This is a genomic window from Paraburkholderia caballeronis, assembly GCF_900104845.1.
Taxonomy (GTDB): domain Bacteria; phylum Pseudomonadota; class Gammaproteobacteria; order Burkholderiales; family Burkholderiaceae; genus Paraburkholderia; species Paraburkholderia caballeronis.
Window position 1 is genome coordinate 2,159,947 of record NZ_FNSR01000002.1, and the last position, 20,272, is coordinate 2,180,218.

General features: G+C 66.8%; 20 protein-coding genes. 14 read left to right on the forward strand and 6 right to left on the reverse strand.

Annotated features, from left to right (window positions below; translation table 11 throughout):
• The first annotated feature begins 98 nt into the window (after positions 1 to 98).
• From BLV92_RS26105 to BLV92_RS31810, 5 genes are read left to right on the forward strand one after another with little or no spacing between them, the layout of a single operon-like run.
• A complete protein-coding gene (locus BLV92_RS26105; protein ID WP_090550743.1) occupies positions 99 to 728 on the forward strand; it encodes an RNA polymerase sigma factor in 630 nt (209 codons plus the stop codon).
• Complete coding sequence (locus tag BLV92_RS26110) at positions 725 to 1,390, forward strand: anti-sigma factor family protein (protein WP_090550745.1); 666 nt, start codon at positions 725 to 727, stop codon at positions 1,388 to 1,390. The genes BLV92_RS26105 and BLV92_RS26110 overlap by 4 nt, the downstream gene beginning before the upstream one ends.
• Positions 1,387 to 1,815 carry a hypothetical protein gene (locus BLV92_RS26115; protein ID WP_090550747.1) on the forward strand — a complete coding sequence of 143 codons (429 nt, stop codon included), beginning with the start codon at positions 1,387 to 1,389 and terminating at the stop codon, positions 1,813 to 1,815. Before BLV92_RS26110 ends, BLV92_RS26115 begins: the two co-directional genes overlap by 4 nt.
• Positions 1,812 to 3,521 carry a SulP family inorganic anion transporter gene (locus BLV92_RS26120; RefSeq protein ID WP_167627144.1) on the forward strand — a complete coding sequence of 570 codons (1,710 nt, stop codon included), beginning with the start codon at positions 1,812 to 1,814 and terminating at the stop codon, positions 3,519 to 3,521. Before BLV92_RS26115 ends, BLV92_RS26120 begins: the two co-directional genes overlap by 4 nt.
• The gene (locus BLV92_RS31810; RefSeq protein ID WP_166676946.1) at positions 3,518 to 4,927 is read left to right on the forward strand and encodes a caspase family protein; all 1,410 of its coding nucleotides are present in this window, start codon (positions 3,518 to 3,520) and stop codon (positions 4,925 to 4,927) included. Before BLV92_RS26120 ends, BLV92_RS31810 begins: the two co-directional genes overlap by 4 nt.
• 94 nt (positions 4,928 to 5,021) lie before the next feature.
• Here BLV92_RS31810 and BLV92_RS26135 read toward each other — a convergent pair whose 3' ends face one another.
• Positions 5,022 to 5,375 carry a helix-turn-helix domain-containing protein gene (locus BLV92_RS26135; protein WP_090550751.1) on the reverse strand — a complete coding sequence of 118 codons (354 nt, stop codon included), beginning with the start codon at positions 5,373 to 5,375 and terminating at the stop codon, positions 5,022 to 5,024.
• 310 nt (positions 5,376 to 5,685) lie between these two features.
• Here BLV92_RS26135 and BLV92_RS26140 point away from each other — a divergent pair, with 310 nt between their 5' ends.
• Together BLV92_RS26140 and BLV92_RS26145 are read left to right on the forward strand one after the other, a co-directional pair.
• Positions 5,686 to 5,982: a hypothetical protein gene (locus BLV92_RS26140; protein WP_090550753.1), complete on the forward strand. Its 297-nt coding sequence runs from the start codon at positions 5,686 to 5,688 to the stop codon at positions 5,980 to 5,982.
• A 73-nt stretch (positions 5,983 to 6,055) separates the two neighbouring features.
• Positions 6,056 to 7,348, forward strand: a complete 1,293-nt coding sequence (locus tag BLV92_RS26145; RefSeq protein WP_143040734.1) for a hypothetical protein — start codon at positions 6,056 to 6,058, stop codon at positions 7,346 to 7,348.
• 256 nt (positions 7,349 to 7,604) lie between these two features.
• Here the strand turns inward: BLV92_RS26145 and BLV92_RS26150 are convergent, their stop codons facing one another.
• Positions 7,605 to 8,642, reverse strand: a complete 1,038-nt coding sequence (locus tag BLV92_RS26150; protein ID WP_090550759.1) for a transporter — start codon at positions 8,640 to 8,642, stop codon at positions 7,605 to 7,607.
• Positions 8,643 to 9,037: 395 nt separating this feature from the next.
• On the reverse strand, positions 9,038 to 9,961 hold the full coding sequence (locus tag BLV92_RS26155; RefSeq protein WP_090550761.1) for an AraC family transcriptional regulator: 924 nt from the start codon (positions 9,959 to 9,961) through the stop codon (positions 9,038 to 9,040).
• Positions 9,962 to 10,194: 233 nt separating this feature from the next.
• Between BLV92_RS26155 and BLV92_RS26160 the strand changes: the two genes are divergently transcribed.
• The 3 genes from BLV92_RS26160 to BLV92_RS26170 are packed head-to-tail and all read left to right on the forward strand — an operon-like array spanning position 10,195 to position 12,189.
• Positions 10,195 to 10,977: an SDR family NAD(P)-dependent oxidoreductase gene (locus BLV92_RS26160; protein WP_090550764.1), complete on the forward strand. Its 783-nt coding sequence runs from the start codon at positions 10,195 to 10,197 to the stop codon at positions 10,975 to 10,977.
• A 52-nt stretch (positions 10,978 to 11,029) separates the two neighbouring features.
• Entirely contained in the window at positions 11,030 to 11,824 is a 795-nt protein-coding gene (locus BLV92_RS26165; protein WP_090550766.1) for an SDR family oxidoreductase, read from the forward strand.
• Positions 11,821 to 12,189: a hypothetical protein gene (locus tag BLV92_RS26170; protein WP_090550768.1), complete on the forward strand. Its 369-nt coding sequence runs from the start codon at positions 11,821 to 11,823 to the stop codon at positions 12,187 to 12,189. Before BLV92_RS26165 ends, BLV92_RS26170 begins: the two co-directional genes overlap by 4 nt.
• Positions 12,190 to 12,204: 15 nt before the next feature.
• Here the strand turns inward: BLV92_RS26170 and BLV92_RS26175 are convergent, their stop codons facing one another.
• Positions 12,205 to 12,630: a diacylglycerol kinase gene (locus BLV92_RS26175; RefSeq protein ID WP_090550769.1), complete on the reverse strand. Its 426-nt coding sequence runs from the start codon at positions 12,628 to 12,630 to the stop codon at positions 12,205 to 12,207.
• 245 nt (positions 12,631 to 12,875) lie between these two features.
• A complete protein-coding gene (locus tag BLV92_RS26180; RefSeq protein WP_090550772.1) occupies positions 12,876 to 13,829 on the reverse strand; it encodes a LysR family transcriptional regulator in 954 nt (317 codons plus the stop codon).
• A 216-nt stretch (positions 13,830 to 14,045) separates the two neighbouring features.
• Here BLV92_RS26180 and BLV92_RS26185 point away from each other — a divergent pair, with 216 nt between their 5' ends.
• Genes BLV92_RS26185 through BLV92_RS26200 form a run of 4 tightly spaced genes read left to right on the forward strand, consistent with a single transcriptional unit; the run spans position 14,046 to position 18,846 of the window.
• The gene (locus BLV92_RS26185) at positions 14,046 to 15,395 is read left to right on the forward strand and encodes an MFS transporter (RefSeq protein WP_090550773.1); all 1,350 of its coding nucleotides are present in this window, start codon (positions 14,046 to 14,048) and stop codon (positions 15,393 to 15,395) included.
• Entirely contained in the window at positions 15,395 to 16,183 is a 789-nt protein-coding gene (locus BLV92_RS26190; RefSeq protein ID WP_090550776.1) for an SDR family NAD(P)-dependent oxidoreductase, read from the forward strand. The genes BLV92_RS26185 and BLV92_RS26190 overlap by 1 nt, the downstream gene beginning before the upstream one ends.
• A 21-nt stretch (positions 16,184 to 16,204) precedes the next feature.
• Positions 16,205 to 17,974, forward strand: a complete 1,770-nt coding sequence (gene ilvD, locus BLV92_RS26195) for a dihydroxy-acid dehydratase (protein ID WP_090550778.1) — start codon at positions 16,205 to 16,207, stop codon at positions 17,972 to 17,974.
• Complete coding sequence (locus BLV92_RS26200; RefSeq protein WP_090550781.1) at positions 17,971 to 18,846, forward strand: NAD(P)-dependent oxidoreductase; 876 nt, start codon at positions 17,971 to 17,973, stop codon at positions 18,844 to 18,846. The genes ilvD and BLV92_RS26200 overlap by 4 nt, the downstream gene beginning before the upstream one ends.
• Positions 18,847 to 18,916: 70 nt before the next feature.
• Here the strand turns inward: BLV92_RS26200 and BLV92_RS26205 are convergent, their stop codons facing one another.
• On the reverse strand, positions 18,917 to 20,194 hold the full coding sequence (locus BLV92_RS26205; protein ID WP_090550782.1) for an SUMF1/EgtB/PvdO family nonheme iron enzyme: 1,278 nt from the start codon (positions 20,192 to 20,194) through the stop codon (positions 18,917 to 18,919).
• Positions 20,195 to 20,272 lie beyond the last annotated feature (78 nt).

The window sequence follows — 20,272 nt, forward strand, 5'->3', positions numbered from 1 at the left end:
GAAATGTAGGGTGGCGAGCGGTTTATTGCGCCATCGTAATCTGTTACGCTGCACGGCGCAGTGAGCGCAGTGCTCGATAATCAGACGAACAACAATAAATGGACTACGGGGCTAATCTCGCCATTCGGCAACTGATTGCCGATCGCGTGCATTTTCGCGACTTCTTTCTCGCGTTGCGCAAGGACGTGTTTCGCGTGGCGCGCCGGCGTTTTCCGTGGGTGCGCGACGCGGACGTCGAAGAGTGCCTGCACGAAGCGGTGCTGTACGTGCTCGAAGGGCGCGGCGACTTCGACGTGCCGCCCGAGGTGCTCCACGACCGCACGCGGCTCGCGGCCCAACTGGGCGCTTACATCCGCAGCGCCGCCACTTACCGTTTGATCGATCGCCTGACCCGCCTCGGCCACGAGACGCGCGTGACGGTTCGCATCGACGACGACGAACACCCGACCGACCTGCTCGATGCGCTGCTTGCGCAGGCCGGCCATGTGCCGCCGTCGGTCGAAGGGGATATCGAGCGCAGGGAGCGGCTGCGGATTCTCGGCGACTGTTTGCTCCGCTTGACCGCGCTCGCGCGGCAGACGATCGAACTGGCGCTGCTCGGCCATAGCGACGTCGATATCCAGGTGGCGACCGGCGCGGGCTCGGCGGTCGCGGTGCGGCGGCGTATTTCCGAAACGAAAAACGTGCTCGCGCGCTGCGCGCAGTCGTCGCTGCGGAGCGCGGCATGAACGGCGAACCGACGACATTCGATACGCCGCGCGCCGGCGACGGACACGACGAACTCCTCGCGTATCTGCGCGGCGAACTGAGCCGCGAGCGGACCAGCGAACTCGCGCGCCGCCTTGCCGTGTCGCCGGCGCTGCGCGACGAACTCGCATGGCTGCGCGCAGCCGGCGAACTGGTGCAGGCCGAGCGGACCGACGCGAGCGCCGATGTTGCGTTTGCGAAACTCGAAGCCGCGCTAGCGCAATCGCCGGTGCTGAACCCGCGCGCGCGGCGCTCGTGGTTCGCGAAGCTCGGCGACCTGATGCGCGATTACATGCACGTGTTGCAGCCGGCGTTCATCGCGCTCGTCGTCGTGCAGACCGGCGTGATCGGTTATCTGCTGAACGTGGACGATCGCATCGAGAGTCCCGCCGTCGTGCGCGGCGGCGGCGCGTCGTGCTTCGACGTATGGATTACGCCGCGCGCGGACGTCAGCATCGGCTCGCTGCGCGACTGGGTGCTGCAATACGGCGGCTCGATCGCGGCCGGTCCCGATTCGCAGGGGCGTCTGCGCATCGCGCTGCCGGATCGCGACGCGTCGGCCGGCTTCGCGCACGACGCGGCGGCCGCGCGCATCGCGGAGCGCGTCGAGCGCACGGTGCAATGCGGAGCGGCCACCCCATGAGCGCGAAACCGGCGGGGCTGATCGATGGCGCGGCGCGGTGGATCAACAGCAAGGCCGCGTTCGTGCTCGCGTTCATGCTGGTGCTCGCGGGACTCACGATGGCGCTCGGCCGCACGGCCGCGACGTTCGCCGGCGCGAACGGGCACAGCGCGACGCGCGGCGCGACGGGCGGCCCGTGCGGCGAAGTGCTCGCGTGGTTCGAGCCGGACGCGCGGCTGAAATCGGTCGACGACTTCCTCACGCAGTTTGGCGCGACGATCGTCGGCGGCCCGGACGAAGAGGGTGCGTATCAACTGCACTTCGGCGCGCTGTCGCTCGACGACGCGTTGCGGGTCAGCGCGCATGCGCCGGCGTTCTCGCGCACGCGCGCGAACGCGCGATGCACGGCCGCGGAGCCGTCCGTGCCGATCGGAAACGCGTCGTGAGCGCGGCCGCGCCGTTGCCGGCGGGCCGCGGTTCCAGCCGCTGGTTCGTCGAGGCGCTCGCCGCAGTCGTCGTCACGCTCGGCTGCGCGACCGAATACGTCGCGCTCGGCGCGCAGGCAACGTCCGCGCTGCCGGGCGCGCAGGCCGCCGCGTACGGCGTGCTGCTCGGCATCCTGACCGCGGTGATCGGCGTGCCGCTCGCGTCGCTGACGATCAGCACGCGGCCGATGATCTCCGGCCCGCGCGTCGCGTCGACGATCCTGATGTCGAGCCTCGTCGCGCGGCTGCTCGGCGACGGTTCGGCCGCGACGCTCGGCATGCGCGGGATCGTTGCGCTCGCGTGCTGCGCGGTCGTCGTCGCCGGTGTCGTGCAGCTTGCGCTCGGCGCGTTGCGCGGCGGCTCGCTGGTGCGCATGGTGCCGGCGCCGGTACTGTCCGGCTTGCTGTTCGGCGTCGCGGGGCTCGCGATGCAGGACCAGTTCGCGTTCGTCGCCGGCTGCGTGATCGACTGGCATGTCGCCGCGATCGGCATCGCGACAGTCGGCGTCGCCGCGCATTTCGGCTGGAAGATGCTGTGCCGGCGCGTCGCCCGGCGGGTCGCGCTGCCGCCCGGCCTGTCGCTGTTCGCCGCGCTGCTCGCGTCGGCCGCGTGTTATTACGCGGCGGTCGGCGTGCTGCCGTTGCCGCCGTCCACCTGCCGCCTCGTCGGCATCGCCGGGCTCGACCTGCATGCGTGGCGGCCGTTCGATGCCGGCGTGTGGCGCATGGTGGCGGATATTGCCGATGCGAAACTCTGGATCCTCGTGCTCGGTTATGGCGCGCTGATCGGCGTCATCTCGTCGATCGACACGGTGATCGCGGTGTCGAGCATCGAAGCGCAGACGCACCGGCGCGGCTCCGTCAATCACGATCTGCTCGGCTTCGGCGCGGTCAACGTGCTGCTCGGCGCGCTGACGCTGCTGCCGTGCGTCGGTTCGGTCACGCGCTCGGGGATGGCGATTGCGGCCGGCGCGCGCACGCGCGCGGTCGCGTGGCTGCATGCGGCGCTGGTGCTGGTCGCGTTGACCGTCGGGCTGCGTTTCGTCGCGATGCTGCCGAAGCTGTCCGCGGCGGTCGTCGTGATCGCGATGTCGCTCGACATGATCGACGACTGGTCGAAGCAGCTCACGACGCTCGCGTTCAGCGACCGCGAGCCGCGCGGCGTGATCGGCGGCGCGATGTGGCTGTTCGCGGTCGAGGCGGCGGCGACGCTCGCGACCGGGCAACCGAGCATCGGTTTCGCGGCGGGCTGCGCGGCGGGCGTGCTGCTCGCGTGGCCGTCGCCGCGCACGCTCGCCGTATCGTTCGCGCAGCGCGGCGATACGCTGGCCGCGAGCGCCGATGGCGCGCTGCTCTGCTACAACGCGGACACGCGGCTCGTTGCGCCGCTGCTGAAACGCATCGACGCGGAGCCTGCGCCGGCCCGCGTCGCGCTCGACCTGACCGGCGTGCGGCGGATCGATGCGACCGCCTGCCGGGCGCTCGCGCAGTTCGACCGGCTGTGCACGATGCGCGGCGTCGAGTCGACGTTCGTGCTGCCGTCGTCGCGGAACGGCGGAGAGGAAGTTGCCGATGCGCTACGGCTTTTTCTGCGGCTCGACGCGCTGAAATTTTCGGACGAACGCGGGGACGTCGAAGCCGGCACGCGCATGGAGGTATCGGCGTGAAGTGGATCGCCGGGTTCGTCCAGGCGCTGCTGGCAGGCGTCGCGTTGCTGCTGGTGCCGATCGGAAACAACGCGCAGGCTGCGGCTGCCGTTGCCGCGAGCGGCGGCAAAGTGGCGCTCGTGATCGGCAACAGCGGTTATGGCGGCGCGGATCGCCTGCTGTCGCCGGCCAACGACGCGAAGCTGATCGGCGATACGTTGAAGCAGCTCGGCTTCGATACGCGCGTCGATTACGATCTGTCGCAGGACGAGTTCAACGCATCGGTCGACTGGCTTGCCGGACGCGCGCGCGGCGCGCGGGTCGTCGTGTTCTATTACGCGGGGCATGGCTTCGAATCCGGCGGCGACAATTTTCTGGTGCCGGTCAAGACGGGTTTCGCGATCAACGCGATGACGCGCCTCGATCTGCTCGAACATGCGGTGCGGCTGAATACGGTGCGCACGCGCGTGAAGGCGGCGGGACCGGCCGCGTTCGTCGCGCTGATCGACGCGTGCCGCGTGCCGTCGCGCGGGCCGGGCGGCGCGACGCTGAAACACGAGACGGTTGCGCGCGGCGAACTGATTGCGTTTTCGACGGCGGACCAGGCGTCCGCATACGATTCGATGCGCACGTTCGGCACGGCGGTGGACGACGGCCCCTTCGCCTATTACCTCGCGATGTACCTGAAAGCGCCTGACGCGACGATCAAGGGCGCGCTCGAACAGACGCAGCAGCAGGTCAGCGACCTGACGCTGGGGCGGCAGCGGCCGTGGATAGCGAGCGGCCTGCTCGGCGACGTGACGATGGCGCAGGCGTATGCGAGTCCGCTGCCGGCGCCGGTTGCGGCTGTGCCGCGCAGCGGGCCGACGCGTGGCGCAGCCACGGCGCCAGCCGCGGCCGACGACTGGCGCGCGGCGCCGAAGATCGGCGCGACGCCGTTGCCGCAAACGGCCGACACTGCGGCGGACCAGCGTTCGGATTCGTGGGACGACGCGGAATACCGGCTTACGATGGCGTCGCAGCACGCGGACCGCGAGGACATCGCCGCGCTGCGCGCGCGCGGCGACGACCCGGCTGCGTTGACGACGCTCGGCATGATCTACGAGGGCGGCTTCGGCGTGCGCAAGGACTCGCGCACGGCCGTTGCGTATTATCGGCGCGCCGCGCAGAAGAACTATCCGATCGCGCAGACGCTGCTCGGCGAGGTGTATTTCGAAGGCAAGCTCGTGCCGCGCGACTATCACGAAGCGGAGAGGTGGCTGGCCCGCGCGGCCGCGCAGGACCATACGCGCGCGAAGCTTGATCTCGCGCAGTTGCGTGCGGAGCGCGGCCAGGGCGACGCGACGCAGAACTGGGCCAACGCGATCTCGTTGATGATGAAGAGCGTGAGCCGGCAGAGCCAGCGTCCGCCGCCGCCGGCCGATTGATGGACCGCTTCGCGGCGCGCGCAATGCGCGCCGTGCCTGCTTTTGCTGCTCTTGCTGCTTTTACTACCGTCGGCAGCGGCTAGTGGCTCCGCAGCTAGTCGCGATGGCGGCGCAGCCGCTGCGCGAACGTTTCGACCCAATCCACCAGCATCTGCCTGTCCTTCTGCGACAGGCCCCGCAGGCTGCGCGCGATCGCGAGCGCCTGGTCGTCGGCGCGCGTCGATGCGCCGGTCAGCAACTCCTCGGTCGCGCAGCCGAACAGCTCGGCCAGCTCCGCGAGCCGCACGACCGTCGGTATCGCGGTGCCGCGCTCCACGCGCGCGACCGCCTCCCGGCCGAGCGACAACTGCTCGGCCACCTGCTCCTGGGTCAGCCCTGCCTCGACGCGCTTGCGCGCGATCGTGCGGCCAACGGTTTCGGCCAGCGCCTGCGCTTCTTCCCGTTCCATATCCTCATCCTGTCGTGCTACTCGAATAGTCGCATTGCTACTTGTTGACATACAGGGTGCATTAGGTTTCAATGCGACTTTAAAGGTAGCATCGTGATGCCGCGCAACCTGCGTTTACACGTGCGATGCCACGCGCCGTTGCGCCGGTATCCGCTATCGGCGCGAACGCCGCAAAAAAATTCGCGATGGGCCGAACAAATTTCCCTCCCGGACGAATACATCAGCAGAGCGAGACGGACCAACGTCGATCGCGGCGCGCGGCAGGGGCCGGCGCATCAGTCAGGCAAGAAACCGGGGCATAGAGAGAATGATGGAATCCATCGCGCTGCAATTCCTTCTGGATACCGTACCTTCGAATTTCCATTCCGATACCAACGTGTTCGTCGCCGGATGCTTCATCTGCCTCGCGTGGCCGCAGATCGAAATTTCCGGAGGCGAATTGAAAGTCGTCGTGAATTGCCCGCGCGATAAAGGCGAATTCGCGCGCGACGACACACCGCTCATTCCTTTTCTGAAGTCGTTTCCGGACGTGTGTCTATCGATCGTCGAAGCGCATCCGGCGCTTCGGCAGTCTTTTCTCGAATATTGCGGATCCGTTTCGCGATAAATCGGCGTGCCGGGTGTTTCCGGCCGAATAACGGCGGCACGCCTGTTTCCTACTCTAACCACGCGTTGACTATATGAAATTTGCGAGGACCACCTTCCTGTGCGTTAGCACGACCTTGTCGATCCTGCTCGCCGCATGCGGCGGAGGCGGCGGAGACAGCAGCAACGGCTCGCCGTCGTCGCCGGGCTCGGGCGGCACGTCGTCGGGCAGCACGAATGTCGCGCCGCTGCAGTCCGGCTCCAGCTATGTCGGCACCGTCGGTTTCGGCGACACGATCCGCGTCGATCTCGACCAGCCGGCCGCGGGCCAGTTGACGCTCACGTTCGTGAATTCGCAGTTCGGCCTCGCGGGCCAGGTCGTCGGCCACTATCAGATCAGCAATACCAACCAGATCGTCGTGTCCGGCCTCGCGGCCGGCACCGGCTCGACGCTGTCCGCCGCGCAGGCGTCGGCGCTGTCACTGTCGTTGACGCTCGCGAAGGACAGCGGCGGGGCCGGCCTGCTGAGCGGCTCGCTGTCGAACGTGCCGAACCTGCTCGGCGGCGGCGGGCTGCTGCAAGGGCAGCTTGCGCTGACGAACAACGGCGTGACGACGCTCGCCGCGCTCGCGGGCACCTACAGCCTCGTCGCGCTGGACGGCGATTTCTCGAAGAACGGCGTGCCGGTCGGCGCGCAGTCCCCGGAGGCCGGGCAGGTGCGGATCAATGCGGACGGCACGTCGCGCTTCTGCTTCGGCAAGGCGTATTCGGACACCTGCACGAACCTCGACACCGACACGGGCGCGACGCTCGTCGATACCGCGACGTTCACGGCCGATCCGGATCAGACCACGTATCCGGGCGCGTTCGACATGACGGTGAACGGTCAGCTCAACGGTCGCGCGTTCGTGACGAAGCAGGGCGGCAACACGACGCTGTTCATCGACCGCTTCGGCACGTCGCCGGAAGGCACGCCGCGCACCGGCTCGATGATCCTGACGTCCACCCGCACGCTGAACAGCACCGACTACGACGGTCAATGGGTCTGCACGGAGCCGGACACGACGGTGAACAACGTGCTGACCGGCAAGGCCGACGTGGTCCCGTCGACGTTCAGCGGTCAGCAGATGTCGAGTACGGACGGCACGCAGCATACGCCGCTGAACTACAACTCGGCGTTCGATCTGGACACGGCCGTGCGCACCGGCGCGGACCCGGTGATCGTGCAGGGCGTCGACGGGCTGATCGCCGCGCAGATTCCGCTGCAGACCGAGAAGGAAACGACGCTGCTGCTGCCGGTGAACAACACGACGATGTACTGGCTCGACGAGCCGAACGGTTCGGGTTTCTTCGTGATGGGGCTGTGCAGCAGGCAGGCGGCTCAATAACCCAATGACGACTGGCCGGCGTGCGGGCGAATCGAATGCCGCTCATGCATTCGGATTGAGCCGGCATGCCGGTCATGCGGAAAATGCGTATCAAATGGGCGCAATGAAATCGATTTAACGACGAATTCCGGATCGCTCGAAAACGATTCATTGGCCGGTGGCGACTCTTGTTCTGCGAGGCTCAGAGGCCAGAATCCCGCTCGATCAGAAAAAAAGCACAGTCATATGCCCGCGTCGTAACGCCGTCTGAATCGTTTCAGCGGACGCCGCGCCGCCGGAACGCCCACCACCCGGCGAGCGCGGTGAAGCCCGCGACCAGCACCACCATCAGCCAGAAGCCGTGCCGGTTCTCGGCGAACGGTATGCCGCCGACGTTCATCCCGAAGAAGCCCGCGACGATGTTGATCGGCAGCGCGAGCACGGTCACGAGCGTCAGCGTGAACAGCGTGCGGTTGTTCTGTTCTTCGAGGCGCGCGGCGATCTCTTCCTGCAACAGCTTGATCCGCTCGACCAGCCCGGCCATGTCGCCGAGCACGAGCGAAAACTCTTCGGTCGATTCGCGCAGGTCCTGCACGTCGTGCGTATGCAGCCACTGCGGCGGCCGCGCCAGCAGCCGGAACACGGAACCCGGTTCCGGCGCGAGCATTCGCTGCAGACGCACCAGCATCCGGCGCATCGTCGAAAGCGCATGGCGGCTCGCATGGGTCTTCGACGCGAGAAACTGGTCCTCGGCCTGGTCCACGTCGATGCTCGTGCGGCGCACGATCTGCACCATCAGGTCGGCCTGATCGCGCATCAGGTGAACCAGCAGTTCCGCCGGCGAGCGAAACGTTTCACCGTCGCGGACGAAACCGCGCAGCTTGTCGATCGAGCGCAGCGGCTTCAGCCGCGCGGTCACGAGGATGCGCCGGTGCGTGTAGGCCCACAGCGTCGCGATCTGCGACGGGATCAGTTCGAAGTCGAACATCACGTCGTTGATGACGGCAAGCAATGCGCCGTCCAGTTGCTCGATGCGCGTCGAATGCGAGCCTTCGACCAGCGCCTCGAAGAACGAATCCGGCAGTTCCAGATGCGTTCTCATCCAGTGCTCGCTGGCCGCGTGCGCGAGATTGAAATGCAGCCAGAAGAATTCCTCGTCGCTCCCGCCATGGCTGCCGGGAGCGGAGCCGCGCAATGCGTCCACGACGTCGCTGGCGCTGACGGGCATGCCGGGTTTGCCCGGCGCAAAACGAAAGCCGCATATCAGCCCGGACATGTCGGCGCCGTAGGCGGTGATGGTAGAGGAGAGATTCATGGTCGTCTGGCCGCAGCGGAATTCATCGCGGAGCGAACAGGGCGCGGACACGAACGCCGATGCGGGCTGTCGCGGCGCGGCCCGGCAGGGCCGGCGCAACCGCTAGCCGCACGGCATTCGGGGCCGATCCTGCGGTCTGCGGCAGTCTAGCATTCCAGGATGGCTTTTTCCATGCGTTCCCGGCGCTGCGGGAGATCGGGTTGACGATCGGAAAAAGCGCGCCCGCGCGGGCTGAACGGTCGTTTCCGATCGGGAACCCGGCGGCTTTGCGGAAGTTTCGAACCGGAAACGGACGGGCCGTTCGTTGGCGGGAGCGGGTTCCGCGGGTGCGGTCGGTCTGCCGGCTTTGGGCTGCGCGGCGTGTGGCCGCGTTGCTTCGATGCCGCGGATTCGGCTTACGCCGGGACAGGTTTGCCGGTGTCGTGGCGGTGATACAGCTTTCTCAACTCGCCGGCGTCGCGCTTCGGCGGCGTACCGAACATGCGTTTGTACTCGCGGCTGAACTGCGACGTGCTTTCGTAGCCGACCCGAAACGCAGCGTCGGTGACGTTGACGGCTTCGGTCGTCAGCAGGTTGCGGGCCTCCAGCAGCCTGAGCTGCTTCTGGTACTGGAGCGGCGTCATCGACGTGAGCGCCTTGAAATGCTGGTGGAACGACGAGACGCTCATCCGCGCGGCCGAGGCCAGTTGCTCGATGCGAACCGCCTGCGAAAAATTCTGCCGGAGTACGTAGATCGCATCGGCGATCCGCTGTGTATGGCCGTGCGGCGACACGAGCTTGCAGACCTCGCTGCCGTTCGCGCCGGTGAGCAGCCAGAAACAGACTTCGCGCATGATGCCCGGGTACAGGATCGGGATCGCATCGGGCATCGCGAGCAGCCGGACGAGCCGTGTCAGGCAGTCGATCAGCGGCGGCGTCAGTTCGTCGATGAAGAGTCCGAGGGTGCTGCTGCCGGCCATCGCGGGCGGTTCGTCGAGACGTTCCATCACGTCGCGCATCGTGCCGACGTCGAACTCCAGCGTCAGCCCGATGAACGGCTCGCGCGTGCTTGCACGCGTGATGCCGCCGAATGCGGGCAGCTCGACGCTGACGACCAGCGCGTGCGCCGCCGCATAGTCGAGCGTCGTGTCGCCGAGCGTCACCTGCTTCGCGCCCTGCACGACGACGCACAACGCGGGCCGGTAGATCATCCGCTGAGGCAGGACCTGTGTGGTGGACTTCATCAGCGCGAGGCCGTCGGCCGGCGTGACGAACAGGCCGTTGCCGCCGCCGTTCGCAGCGATGTAGTCGTCGCAGGCGTTTTTCAACGCGGACAGCATTCGCACTCTCCAGAAATTTCCTGTCGGCAACAGCATACCGGTTTCCGGCCCGCTGCGAACAGCCGGGACGGGGCTTGTGGCCCATTGCAGGATCGGGCAAGAAATTCGCGCGTTAAGGCATGCGGCGCGCGGCGGCGCTGCCCATAATCCGTAGCCTCAAGCGAAACATCAACCATCTTGCACGGGATCGGAGTAAGCGCTGAAGCGCGAGCTCCGATCGACAGGAGAGAGCCATGACTACGGAAAACACCCACGTTTCTCAAGCGAAAATTGCGATCGTCACCGGCGCGAGCCGTGGTCTCGGGCGCAATACGGCGCTCAGTCTTGCAGCGGCCGGCGTCGACGTGATCGTCACCTGGCTGGCGGATCGTGCCCAGGCAGACGAGGTGGTCCAGCAGATCGAGGCGCTGGGCCGCAAGGCGGTCGCGCTGCAACTCGATGCCGGCAACGCCGCGTCGTTCGGCCAGTTCGCCGCCGACGTGCAGCGTGCGCTGAAAGACGGTTGGGCACGCGACCAGTTCGACTTTCTGGTCAACAACGCGGGCAGTTACCGCACCGCTCCGATCGGTCAGATCACGGAAGCGGACTTCGATCTGCTGTGCAACGTGCACTTCAAGGGGGTGCTGTTTCTTACCCAGGCGCTGCTGCCGCTGCTCGCAGACGGAGGCCGGATCGTCAACGTGTCGTCGGGCCTGACGCGGTTCGCCGGTTTCGGCAGCGCCGCTTATGCGTCGATGAAAGGCGCGGTCGAGGTGCTGACGCGCTACATGGCGAAGGAGTTTGCCCCTCGCGGCATCACGGTGAACACGGTGGCGCCCGGTGCGATCGAAACGGACTTCGGCGGCGGCCTCGTGCGCGACAACCGCGAGTTGAACCAGACGATCGCGGCGGCAACCGCGCTCGGCCGCGTAGGACTGCCGGACGACATCGGCCCGATGATCGCGGCGCTGCTGTCGGACGCGAACCGCTGGGTGACCGCACAGCGCATCGAGGCGTCCGGCGGGATGTTCCTGTAGATCGCGATAGATCGCCACGATTGCACAGAAAGACCCAACGAAGCGGACCATCATGAGAATGACCGATAACACGATCCTGATTACCGGCGGCACGTCCGGCATCGGGCTCGAACTGGCGCAACAGTTCATCGCGCTCGGCAACGACGTGATCGTCGTCGGGCGCAACCCGGCGAGACTCGATGCGCTGCGCGTTTCGCATCCGAAACTGCACGTGCTGCGCGGCGACGTCGGCGATCCTCGTTCCGTCGCCGCGCTGTACGAGCAGGTGGCCGGCGCGTTCCCGGATCTGAACGTGCTCGTCAATTCGGCGGGGATCATGCGGAAGATCGATCTGCAACGGCCGGACTTCGATCTCGCGGACGTCACACGCGAAGTCGAGGCGAACCTGAACGGCACGATCTGGATGGACGTGCAGTTTCTTGCCCATCTGAAGCAGAAACAGAATGCCGCAATCGTCAACGTGTCGTCGGGGCTCGCGTTCGTGCCGATGCCGATTGCGCCGGTGTACTGCGCAACCAAAGCAGCGATTCATGCGTTCACGCTGTCATTGCGGGTGCAGTTGAGGAACACCCCGGTCAAGGTGTTCGAACTGGCGCCGCCGGGAACCGACACGCCGCTTTTCCACGGCGAGTTCGCAGCGGACGACGGCGGCGGCATCAAGCCGATGGCCGTGGACGTTCTTGCCCGGCATGCGATCGACGGCATGCGGCGCGACGTTCTGGAAATCCGTCCGGGACTCGCGAACGTGTTGAAACTCGGCAGCCGGATCGCACCAAACTTCATGCTCGCGCAGACGAGCCGGTCGGTCGATGCGATGCACGGCAATGCCGGAAGCCGGCGCGCATGACGAACGCGTCGCGGGTTCTTCTTTGGGCTGCGTACGGGTGGCTGACGGCGGGCGGCGTACTGCATTTCGCGATCGACGTGGTATCGCAATACCTGCGCGGGAAGCGGGTGCCCGGTGCGGAGACGACGTTGTACTACGGGATGAACAGCGCCTATGCGTTCGGGCAGGTGCTGTTCGGCGTCGTCGGCCTGGGGTTGTGCTGGCGGGCCGCGACGCTGGCCGGCGGATTGCCGTTCGCCATGCTGTCGCTGGTCGCCGTGCTCGGCTGGCTTGCCATCGGCTTCCTGTTCATCGAATACTGGGAGCCGAAATTCGGCATCGCGGTGTTCGGGTTGCTGATCGTCGCCCGGCTGGCGATTGCGTGAGCGGGCGATTCGTCTTCAAAGCAGGGTGCGTATCCATCGGACCGCCAGCGGTCCGCACAACGCGATCCACGTAATCGCGCAGATCAGCACGGCAACCGTGACCGCCGCGCTGCCGCAATCCTTTGCGCGGCCGGACAGTTCGTGCCGTTCGAGCGAAATGCGGTCGATGGCGGCCTCGATGCTCGAATTGATCAGTTCGACGAGCAAAACCAGCAGCACCGATGCGACGAGCATCACGCGCTCGACCGCGCCGAGCGGAACCAGCACCGCGCACGGAATCAGCACGACCGCCGCGACCAGTTCCTGCCGGAAGGCGCTTTCGTTATGCAACGTCGCGACAAAACCGTCGTACGAGTGGCGGAGTGCATACAGTCCGCGCAGCACGCCGTCGCGCTTCTTGCGCGGCGGGCGGCGCGGGGTGGAATCGGTCGGACGGTCCATGATCGGAACGGCAGGTTGATTCGCGAAAGTATCACAATACGGCGGGTTTGTTTCCACGGATGGCGGGAGCCGGAAACGCGCCGGGCATAACGGTCTATCGGCACGTTGCGCGCCGCGTACCCGTGTAGATCGGGCACTACGCCAGCGAATGAGCGGCGCCAACGCAATCATCATCGCGGTCATTCGCAGGCCAGTGTATCGACCGGGCCAGCGAGCGTCATGACCACCGCCGCGCCCGACGCCCATCACTCCCCCAGCGCCTCGTTCGAAGCCTCCCGCAGACACGCGACGAACAGTTGCGCGGCCGGCAGCGTCGCATCGGCGCGCCAGTACGCGACGACTTCGCCGAGCGGTTCAAGCGGCGGCAGCGGCAGCACGCGCATCGTGCCGCGCATCGCGTGCTGGCGCGCGACCGACAGCGGCAGGATCGACAGGAACTCGCCGCCTTGCAGCAGCGCGAGATTGAGCGCCAGCGAACTCGACTCGACACTGCCTGCGGCCAGCGCGAGATCGTGCGCGGTCAGCGTCTCGATCAACGTGGCATAAGCGGGCGAGCCGTGCAGCGGCGTGATCCAGCGGCACGCGTTCAGATCGTGCCAGTCGAGCGCGCGTTCCGGCGCGCCGAGCGGATGATGCGCGCCCGCGACGAACACGAACGGCTCCCGATGCAGCGTCTCCTGCTTCAACTGCGTCTGCATGCTGTTCACGCGGTTGCGTCCGAGCGCGACGTCGAGATCGCCGTCTTCGAGCTGCTTGATCAGCCGGTCGAGCGTCGCCTCCACGAACGACAGCGACGCGTTCGGCGCGCGGCGCAGGAACAGTTGCACCGCGTTCACGGTCAGCGGCTCGGGAATGGTCACGACCGCGCCGAGCCGCACGTGGCCGCCGGTGCCCGACGCCAGCGCGCTGACGTCGCGGCGCGCCATCTCGATGTGGCGCAGCACGTCGCGCCCGCACGCGACGATCACCTGGCCGATGCCCGTCAGTTCGACCGAGTTGCCGCTGCGGTTGACCACCGGCACGCCGAGCGCGTGCTCGATCTCCGCGATCTGCTTCGAAATCGCGGGTTGCGTGACGTGGAACGCGCTCGCGACGCGCGTTACCTGGCCGAGATCGGCAAGGCTGACGAGGATGCGCAGATGCGGCAGCTTGAGGCCGCTGCGGAAGAACCGTTCGATCGACTCATGGATGGCCGACATAAGCGTTTTCCCTGATACGGCATAACCGTGTGGTTATGCGCGACTCCGAAAGAGTGATTTGCGATCAGCCGCCAAGCCCGGCTACTCTTGGCTGGATGCTCGGGTGCGCGTTTTTGCGCGATTGGCGAGCATAACAAAACGCATTGCGAAACGCTGTCCGGATCGCAGGCGACTACACGACAAACCGCGCATCGACGCGAATCAGGAGACAACCCCATGAGCGCCACTTCCTACGGCAAGCCCGCCGGCTATGCGCCGCCCGATGACATCGACGATGCGTCCGCGACCGCGGCGCTCTACCGGAAGCTGACGCGCCGCATTCTGCCGTTCCTGTTTCTCGCGTTCGTCGTCGCGTATGTCGACCGCGTGAACGTGAGTTTCGCGAAGCTGCAGATGCTCGCCGACCTGCACCTGTCGGAGACGGTGTACGGCATCGGCGCGGGCATCTTCTTTCTCGGGTACTTCATTTTCGAAGTGCCGAGCAACTTGATTCTGGATCGCGTCGGCGCGCGCCTGTGGATCGCACGGATCATGGTGACGTGGGCGGTCGTTTCCGCGGCGACGATGTTCGCGCGCGACGCAACGTCGTTCTACGTGCTGCGCTTCTTTCTCGGCGTCGCCGAAGCCGGCTTCTTTCCGGGCATCGTGCTGTATCTGTCGAACTGGTTTCCGTCGGCGCGGCGCTCGCAGATCATCGCGCTCTTCATGACCGCCATTCCGGTGTCGGGCGCGATCGGCGGCCCGCTGTCCGGCTGGGTGATGACCCGCTTCGTGAACGTCGGCGGCATGGCCGGCTGGAAGTGGCTGTTCCTGATCGAAGGGCTGGGCTCGCTCGTCGTCGGCATCGCGGCGTTCTTCCTGCTGTACGACCGCATCGATTCGGTGAAGTGGCTGAGCGCCGACGAAAAGGCGCGGCTGACCGCCGATCTGCGCCGCGACGCCGCCACCCGCGTTCCGCATTCGGTGCGCGGCGCGTTCGCGAGCGGTCGCGTGTGGCTGCTCGGCCTCACGTACTTCTGCATCGCGATGGGCAATTACGGCCTTGCGTTCTGGACGCCGACGATCATCAAGGCGAGCGGCGTCGCGAGCGTGAGCAACATCGGCTGGTTGTCGGCGGTGCCTGCGCTCATCAGCGCGGTGGCCATGGTGCTGATCGCGCGTCACGCGGACCGTCACGACGAGCGCCGCCGCCATGTCGCGACGTGCTGCGTGATCGGCGCGCTGGGCCTGCTGGCGTCGGTGCTGTCCGCTTCGAACGCGACGCTTTCGCTGATCGCCCTGGTGCTCGCGGCGATCGGCATCAATTCGATCGCGCCGGTGTTCTGGGGCATCCCGACCGCGCTGATGGGCGGCGCGGGCGCGGCCGCCGCGATCGCGGTGATCAACTGCACAGGCAATCTCGCGGGTTTCGTGAGCCCGTTCGTGGTCGGCTGGCTGTCGGATCAGAGCGGCGGCAAGTTGCTGCCGGGGATGATCGCGATCGCGGTCGCGCTTTTCATCGGTGCGCTGCTGGTGTTGGTGATGCCGGCGCGCCGTTCGTCTCATTCGCTGGAGAAGACATCTTGATGAAGTCAGGTACCGCGCCCGTGTGTCTGATCACGGGCGCATCGAGCGGCATCGGCGCGGCGAGCGCGCTGCGCTTCGCGCGCGCGGGTTATGCGGTCGCGCTCGGCAACTTCGACGCATCGACGCGCGCCGCCGCCGAAAGCGTCGCCGGGGAGTGCCGCGCATTGGGCGCGGACACGCTGATCGTCGACGCCGACGTGAGCCGCGACGCCGGCTGCCACGCGGCGATAGCGGCGGTGCGCGAACGTTTCGGACGCCTCGACGCGCTGGTGAACAGCGCGGGCACGACGCGCGTTGTCGCGCACGACGCGTTCGAGCAACTCGACGCCGACGAATTCGAGCGCGTCTATCGCGTGAACACGATCGGCCTCTATCAGATGACGCGCGCCGCGCTGCCGCTGCTGCGCGACAGCGCGAGCGACGGGTGCAGCACGAGCGTCGTCAACATTTCTTCGCTGGCGGCCATCAACGGCACCGGTTCGTCGCTCGCGTACGCCGCGTCGAAGGGCGCGGTCAACACGATGACGCTGTCGCTCGCCCGTTCGCTCGCGCCGCGCGTGCGCGTCAACGCGATTGCGCCCGGCATGGTCGACGACGGCTTGCTCCAGCATGTGCTCGACGCCTCGCGCTACGCCGCCGTGATCGATCGCATGACGACCGCCGCGCCGCTCAAGCGGGTGTCGCGGCCCGCGGAAATCGCCGATATCGCGTGGTTCCTGTGCCATGCGCCCGGGATCACCGGCCAGGTGATCGCCGCCGAAAACGGCCTGCTGCTGAACAACGGTTAACCCAACCCATCCATCACCGCCATGTCCCCACGAAACAAGCCACTGGGCAAACACCGCTCGCGCATGGTCACCGACGGCGTGACGCGCGCGCCGCATCGCGCTTTCCTGCGCGCCACCGGCCTCGACGACGAGGCGATGCAAAAGCCGTTTGTCGCGATCGTCGATACGTTCGGCGAAAACACGCCGTGCTCGATGTCGCTGGCCGCGGTGTCGGACAACGCGCGCCTCGGCATCGCGGCGGGCGGCGGCGTGCCGATCCGCGGCACCGCGATCTCGGTGTCCGACGGCACGTCGATGAATCATCAAGGCATGCGCATGAGCCTCGTGTCGCGCGAAGTCATCGCCGATAGCGTCGAGTTGTTCGTGCGCGCGCACGCGTACGACGCGCTCGTCGGCGTTGCCGGCTGCGACAAGACGTTGCCCGGCATCCTGATGGGCATGGTGCGCGTCAACGTGCCGGGCGTGTTCCTTTTCGGCGGCGCGATGCTGCCGGGCGCCGCGCCCGGCCAGTTGCCCGGCGGCGCGGGGACCGGACTGCAACGTCAGGCGACCATCCTCACGGCGATCGAAGCGGTCGGCGCCGCGCAGCGCGGCGACATCACGCGGGCACAGCTCGATGCGATCGAGAAGGGCTGCACGCCGGGCGCGGGTTCGTGCCCGGGCCAGTTCACCGCGAACACGATGGCGATGGTCGCCGAAACGCTCGGCCTCGCACCGCTGGGTTCGGCGATGGTGCCCGCCGTCTACAGCGAACGCATCGGAATTGCGCGCCGCGCCGGCGAAACGGTGATGCGCACGCTTACGCACGGCGGCCCGCTGCCGCGCGATCTCGTCACGGTGCGGAGTCTCGAAAACGCGTGCGCGGCGGTCGCGGCGACGGGCGGATCGACCAACGCCGCGCTGCATATTCCCGCGATCGCGCACGAAGCAGGCATCCGCTTTACGCTCGACGACGTCGAGCGCGTGTTCGCGCGCATTCCGCTGATCGGCGATCTTCAGCCGGGCGGGCGCTACCTCGCGCAGGACCTGCATCATGCGGGCGGCGTCCCGGCGGTGCTGAAGGCGCTGCTCAAGGGCGGGCATCTGCACGGCGACACGCTGACGCTCGACGGCCGCACGCTCGAAGACGCGTTGACGCACGCCGCGGATCCCGACGGCGAGGTCGTGCGCGCGTGCGAAGCGCCGATCGGCCAGAACGGCGGCCTCGTGATTCTGCGCGGCAACCTCGCGCCGGACGGCGCATGCCTGAAGATAGCCGGGCTGAAGTCGCTGCGGTTCGACGGCACCGCGCGCATTTTCGAATGCGAGGAGGACTGCATGGCGGTGGTCGCGGCGCGTGCCTACGAAGCGGGCGACGTGCTCGTGATCCGCAACGAAGGCCCGAAGGGCGGTCCCGGCATGCGCGAGATGCTGAGCGTGACGGCGGCGATCTACGGACAGGGGATGGGCGAGAAGGTCGCGTTGCTCACCGATGGACGATTCTCGGGCGCGACGCGCGGCATGTGCATCGGATACGTCGGACCGGAGGCGGCATTGGGCGGTCCGATCGCGTTGCTGAAGGAAGGCGATCGTATCTGCATCGATGCGATCGCGGGCAAGCTCGACGTCGATGTCGCCGCCGACGAACTCGCGCGCCGCCGTGCCGCGCTGCCGCCGCGCGCGCCGCGCCGGCTGGCTGGCGTGCTCGAAAAATACGAGGCGCTGGTGCGCCCGGCGCATCTCGGCGCGGTCACCCATTCGGGCGCGCTCGAATGGCCATACGATGCGCCGACGCATGGAGACGACGCATGAGCACGACGATGCGCATCGGCTTCTGCGGTCTCGGCAAGATGGGTTTGCCGATGGCGCGACGCCTGATCGATGCGGGACACCGCGTCGCCGTATGGAATCGCACGCATGAAAAGGCAAGGGCGTTGGGCGTAGCGTCGGCTCTATGCATTGCGTGCGAAACGCCAGAGGAGGTCGCGCGTGAATCGGATGTCGTGCTGTTGTGTCTTGCGGACGGCGTTGCGGTCGAAGACGTCGCGTTCGGCCCCCGCGGTCTCGCAATGGGCGCTCGCCGCAAGGCGTTGACCATCGTCGATCATTCGACGCTCGCACCGTCGCAGACGCGCTCGCTCGCCGCGCGCTGGCGTGATGCGACGCAAGGCGAGTGGATCGATGCGCCCGTGTCGGGCGGCACGGCGGGGGCCTCGCACGGCACGCTCGCGATCATGGCGGGCGGCGACGCCGCGTGCATCGAATCTGTCGAACCGGTGCTCGCCGCATTCGCCGCGCGCGTCACGCGGATGGGCGACAGCGGCGCCGGTCAGGCGACGAAGCTCGTGAACCAGACCATCACGATGACGACCATCGCCGCGCTTGCCGAGGCGACGAATCTTGCGCGACACGCCGGGATCGACGCATCGAAGATGTCCGCTGCACTCGCGGGCGGCTGGGCCGATTCGGTGCTGTTGCAGACAGTGCAGCCGCGTATGGTCGTGCCGCCCGGGCAACCGACCGGCTCGATCCGGACGATGCTGAAGGATCTCGACGCGGTGGCGTCACTGGCGGGCGAATGCGGCGTGGCGCTGCCCATTGCGGCACGCGTGCGCGACTGGCTCGCGCGCGCCGTCGACGAGGGATTCGGCGACGAGGACATTTCGCAGATCGTGCGGGTTTGAGCGGTGAACGCCGGGGCTCGTCTGCCGTGATCCCGGCGGCGGCTTCGGCATGTCGTGCCTGGATTGCGGGTCAGCCCGCGACGCACCTGAACCCGGCATAAACGTACTGATACCGCGGCTGAAACCAGTTGCGAAACGTCGGCCGCAGCATGCATTGAGCGGTTCTTGCTGAACCGCCTTTCATTGCGTAATGCTGGCCGTCGAAGAAGTTGGCCGAATAACCTTCATAGAACGGAAACGGCTCGAAGCCCGGCAGCGGGCCGAACACGGTCGAGGTCCACTCCCACCCGTTGCCATACAGGCCTTCGACGCCCCACGTGCTGACGCTGTCCGGCGTCGCGTCGACGTCAACCGGATTCCAGTGGCGAAAATCGAAGTTGTCCGTCAGCGAGGGCAACGCCCCATGCGCCGCGCGCTGCCACTGCGCCTCGGTCGGCAGCCGCATGCCGCGCCAGCGCGCGAATGCGCTCGCTTCCGCATGGCTGACATAAACCGGCCACGCGAGCGGCAGCGGAATTTCGTCGAACATCGTCCGCAGCCGCCATGTGCCGTCGCGCGACTCCCAGCAAACGGGGTTCTCGATGCGCTCCGCTTCCTTCCATGCCCAGTCCGCATCGGTCCACCATTCGCGCTGCCGGTAGCCGCCGTCCTGGATGAATTCGAGGTACATGCCGTTGGAAACCATATAACGGTCGATCTCGAATGCCGGCACTTCGACCTGCTGCTCGCCGAATTCGTTGTCCCAGCCGAAGATGCCGCGTTCGACGGTCATGCCGAGTTCGGTGCGTCCGGCCGGAACGGCGATCAACGAGGGGGCGACCGTGTACATGAAGTCGAGTGCAGCCGACAGGTCGGTCGGCATCGACTTCTGGTCGAACGGAAGTTGGTGGAGCATGTACGCGAGCGTTTCGACGTGCATTAACCGATGTTCGATCGCGACGTTCAGCAATTGCGCGGCGGACTCGTTGGCCGGCGCGTCGTGAGGCAGATCGAGCGCATCGAGTTGCGCGTCGATCTGTTCGCGTGACGCGCGCGCATACGAACGCACCTGCTCGATACGCGGCCAGTCGGCCGGCATGTCGGTGGGCAGCGCACCATCGACCGGGTCGATGCCGAATGCGAACAACTGATCGAGCCGCTGATCCTGCGACGGCAGGGGAAACAACCGCCGATCCAGCAGATTCCTGTCGAACGCTTCGAGATGCCCGATGTAGAACACGATCCGGTGACGTTCGCGGATCGGTCGTTCGTAAAGAAATTCGGGCTTGATGATGTCGAACAGCGCGTCGCTGGCGACACGTGCACCATGCAGACGTTGAACGAGCGGGAGCGATGAAGCGAAATTCATTGCGCCGGGTCTCCTTGCAGGGCGAGAACAGGACTGTACGCCTGTGCAGGAGTCGTGCCAACACGGAAGTTTGGTTGC

Bases quoted from the DNA above. Each gene is read 5' to 3' on its own strand.
- BLV92_RS26105 (WP_090550743.1), top strand. From the start codon at position 99: ATGGACTACGGGGCTAATCTCGCCATTCGGCAACTGATTGCCGATCGC.
- BLV92_RS26110 (WP_090550745.1), top strand. From the start codon at position 725: ATGAACGGCGAACCGACGACATTCGATACGCCGCGCGCCGGCGACGGA.
- BLV92_RS26115 (WP_090550747.1), top strand. From the start codon at position 1,387: ATGAGCGCGAAACCGGCGGGGCTGATCGATGGCGCGGCGCGGTGGATC.
- BLV92_RS26135 (WP_090550751.1), bottom strand. From the start codon at position 5,375: ATGGAACGGGAAGAAGCGCAGGCGCTGGCCGAAACCGTTGGCCGCACG.
- BLV92_RS26140 (WP_090550753.1), top strand. From the start codon at position 5,686: ATGGAATCCATCGCGCTGCAATTCCTTCTGGATACCGTACCTTCGAAT.
- BLV92_RS26145 (WP_143040734.1), top strand. From the start codon at position 6,056: ATGAAATTTGCGAGGACCACCTTCCTGTGCGTTAGCACGACCTTGTCG.
- BLV92_RS26150 (WP_090550759.1), bottom strand. From the start codon at position 8,642: ATGAATCTCTCCTCTACCATCACCGCCTACGGCGCCGACATGTCCGGG.
- BLV92_RS26155 (WP_090550761.1), bottom strand. From the start codon at position 9,961: ATGCTGTCCGCGTTGAAAAACGCCTGCGACGACTACATCGCTGCGAAC.
- BLV92_RS26160 (WP_090550764.1), top strand. From the start codon at position 10,195: ATGACTACGGAAAACACCCACGTTTCTCAAGCGAAAATTGCGATCGTC.
- BLV92_RS26165 (WP_090550766.1), top strand. From the start codon at position 11,030: ATGAGAATGACCGATAACACGATCCTGATTACCGGCGGCACGTCCGGC.
- BLV92_RS26170 (WP_090550768.1), top strand. From the start codon at position 11,821: ATGACGAACGCGTCGCGGGTTCTTCTTTGGGCTGCGTACGGGTGGCTG.
- BLV92_RS26175 (WP_090550769.1), bottom strand. From the start codon at position 12,630: ATGGACCGTCCGACCGATTCCACCCCGCGCCGCCCGCCGCGCAAGAAG.
- BLV92_RS26180 (WP_090550772.1), bottom strand. From the start codon at position 13,829: ATGTCGGCCATCCATGAGTCGATCGAACGGTTCTTCCGCAGCGGCCTC.
- BLV92_RS26185 (WP_090550773.1), top strand. From the start codon at position 14,046: ATGAGCGCCACTTCCTACGGCAAGCCCGCCGGCTATGCGCCGCCCGAT.
- BLV92_RS26190 (WP_090550776.1), top strand. From the start codon at position 15,395: ATGAAGTCAGGTACCGCGCCCGTGTGTCTGATCACGGGCGCATCGAGC.
- ilvD (WP_090550778.1), top strand. From the start codon at position 16,205: ATGTCCCCACGAAACAAGCCACTGGGCAAACACCGCTCGCGCATGGTC.
- BLV92_RS26200 (WP_090550781.1), top strand. From the start codon at position 17,971: ATGAGCACGACGATGCGCATCGGCTTCTGCGGTCTCGGCAAGATGGGT.
- BLV92_RS26205 (WP_090550782.1), bottom strand. From the start codon at position 20,194: ATGAATTTCGCTTCATCGCTCCCGCTCGTTCAACGTCTGCATGGTGCA.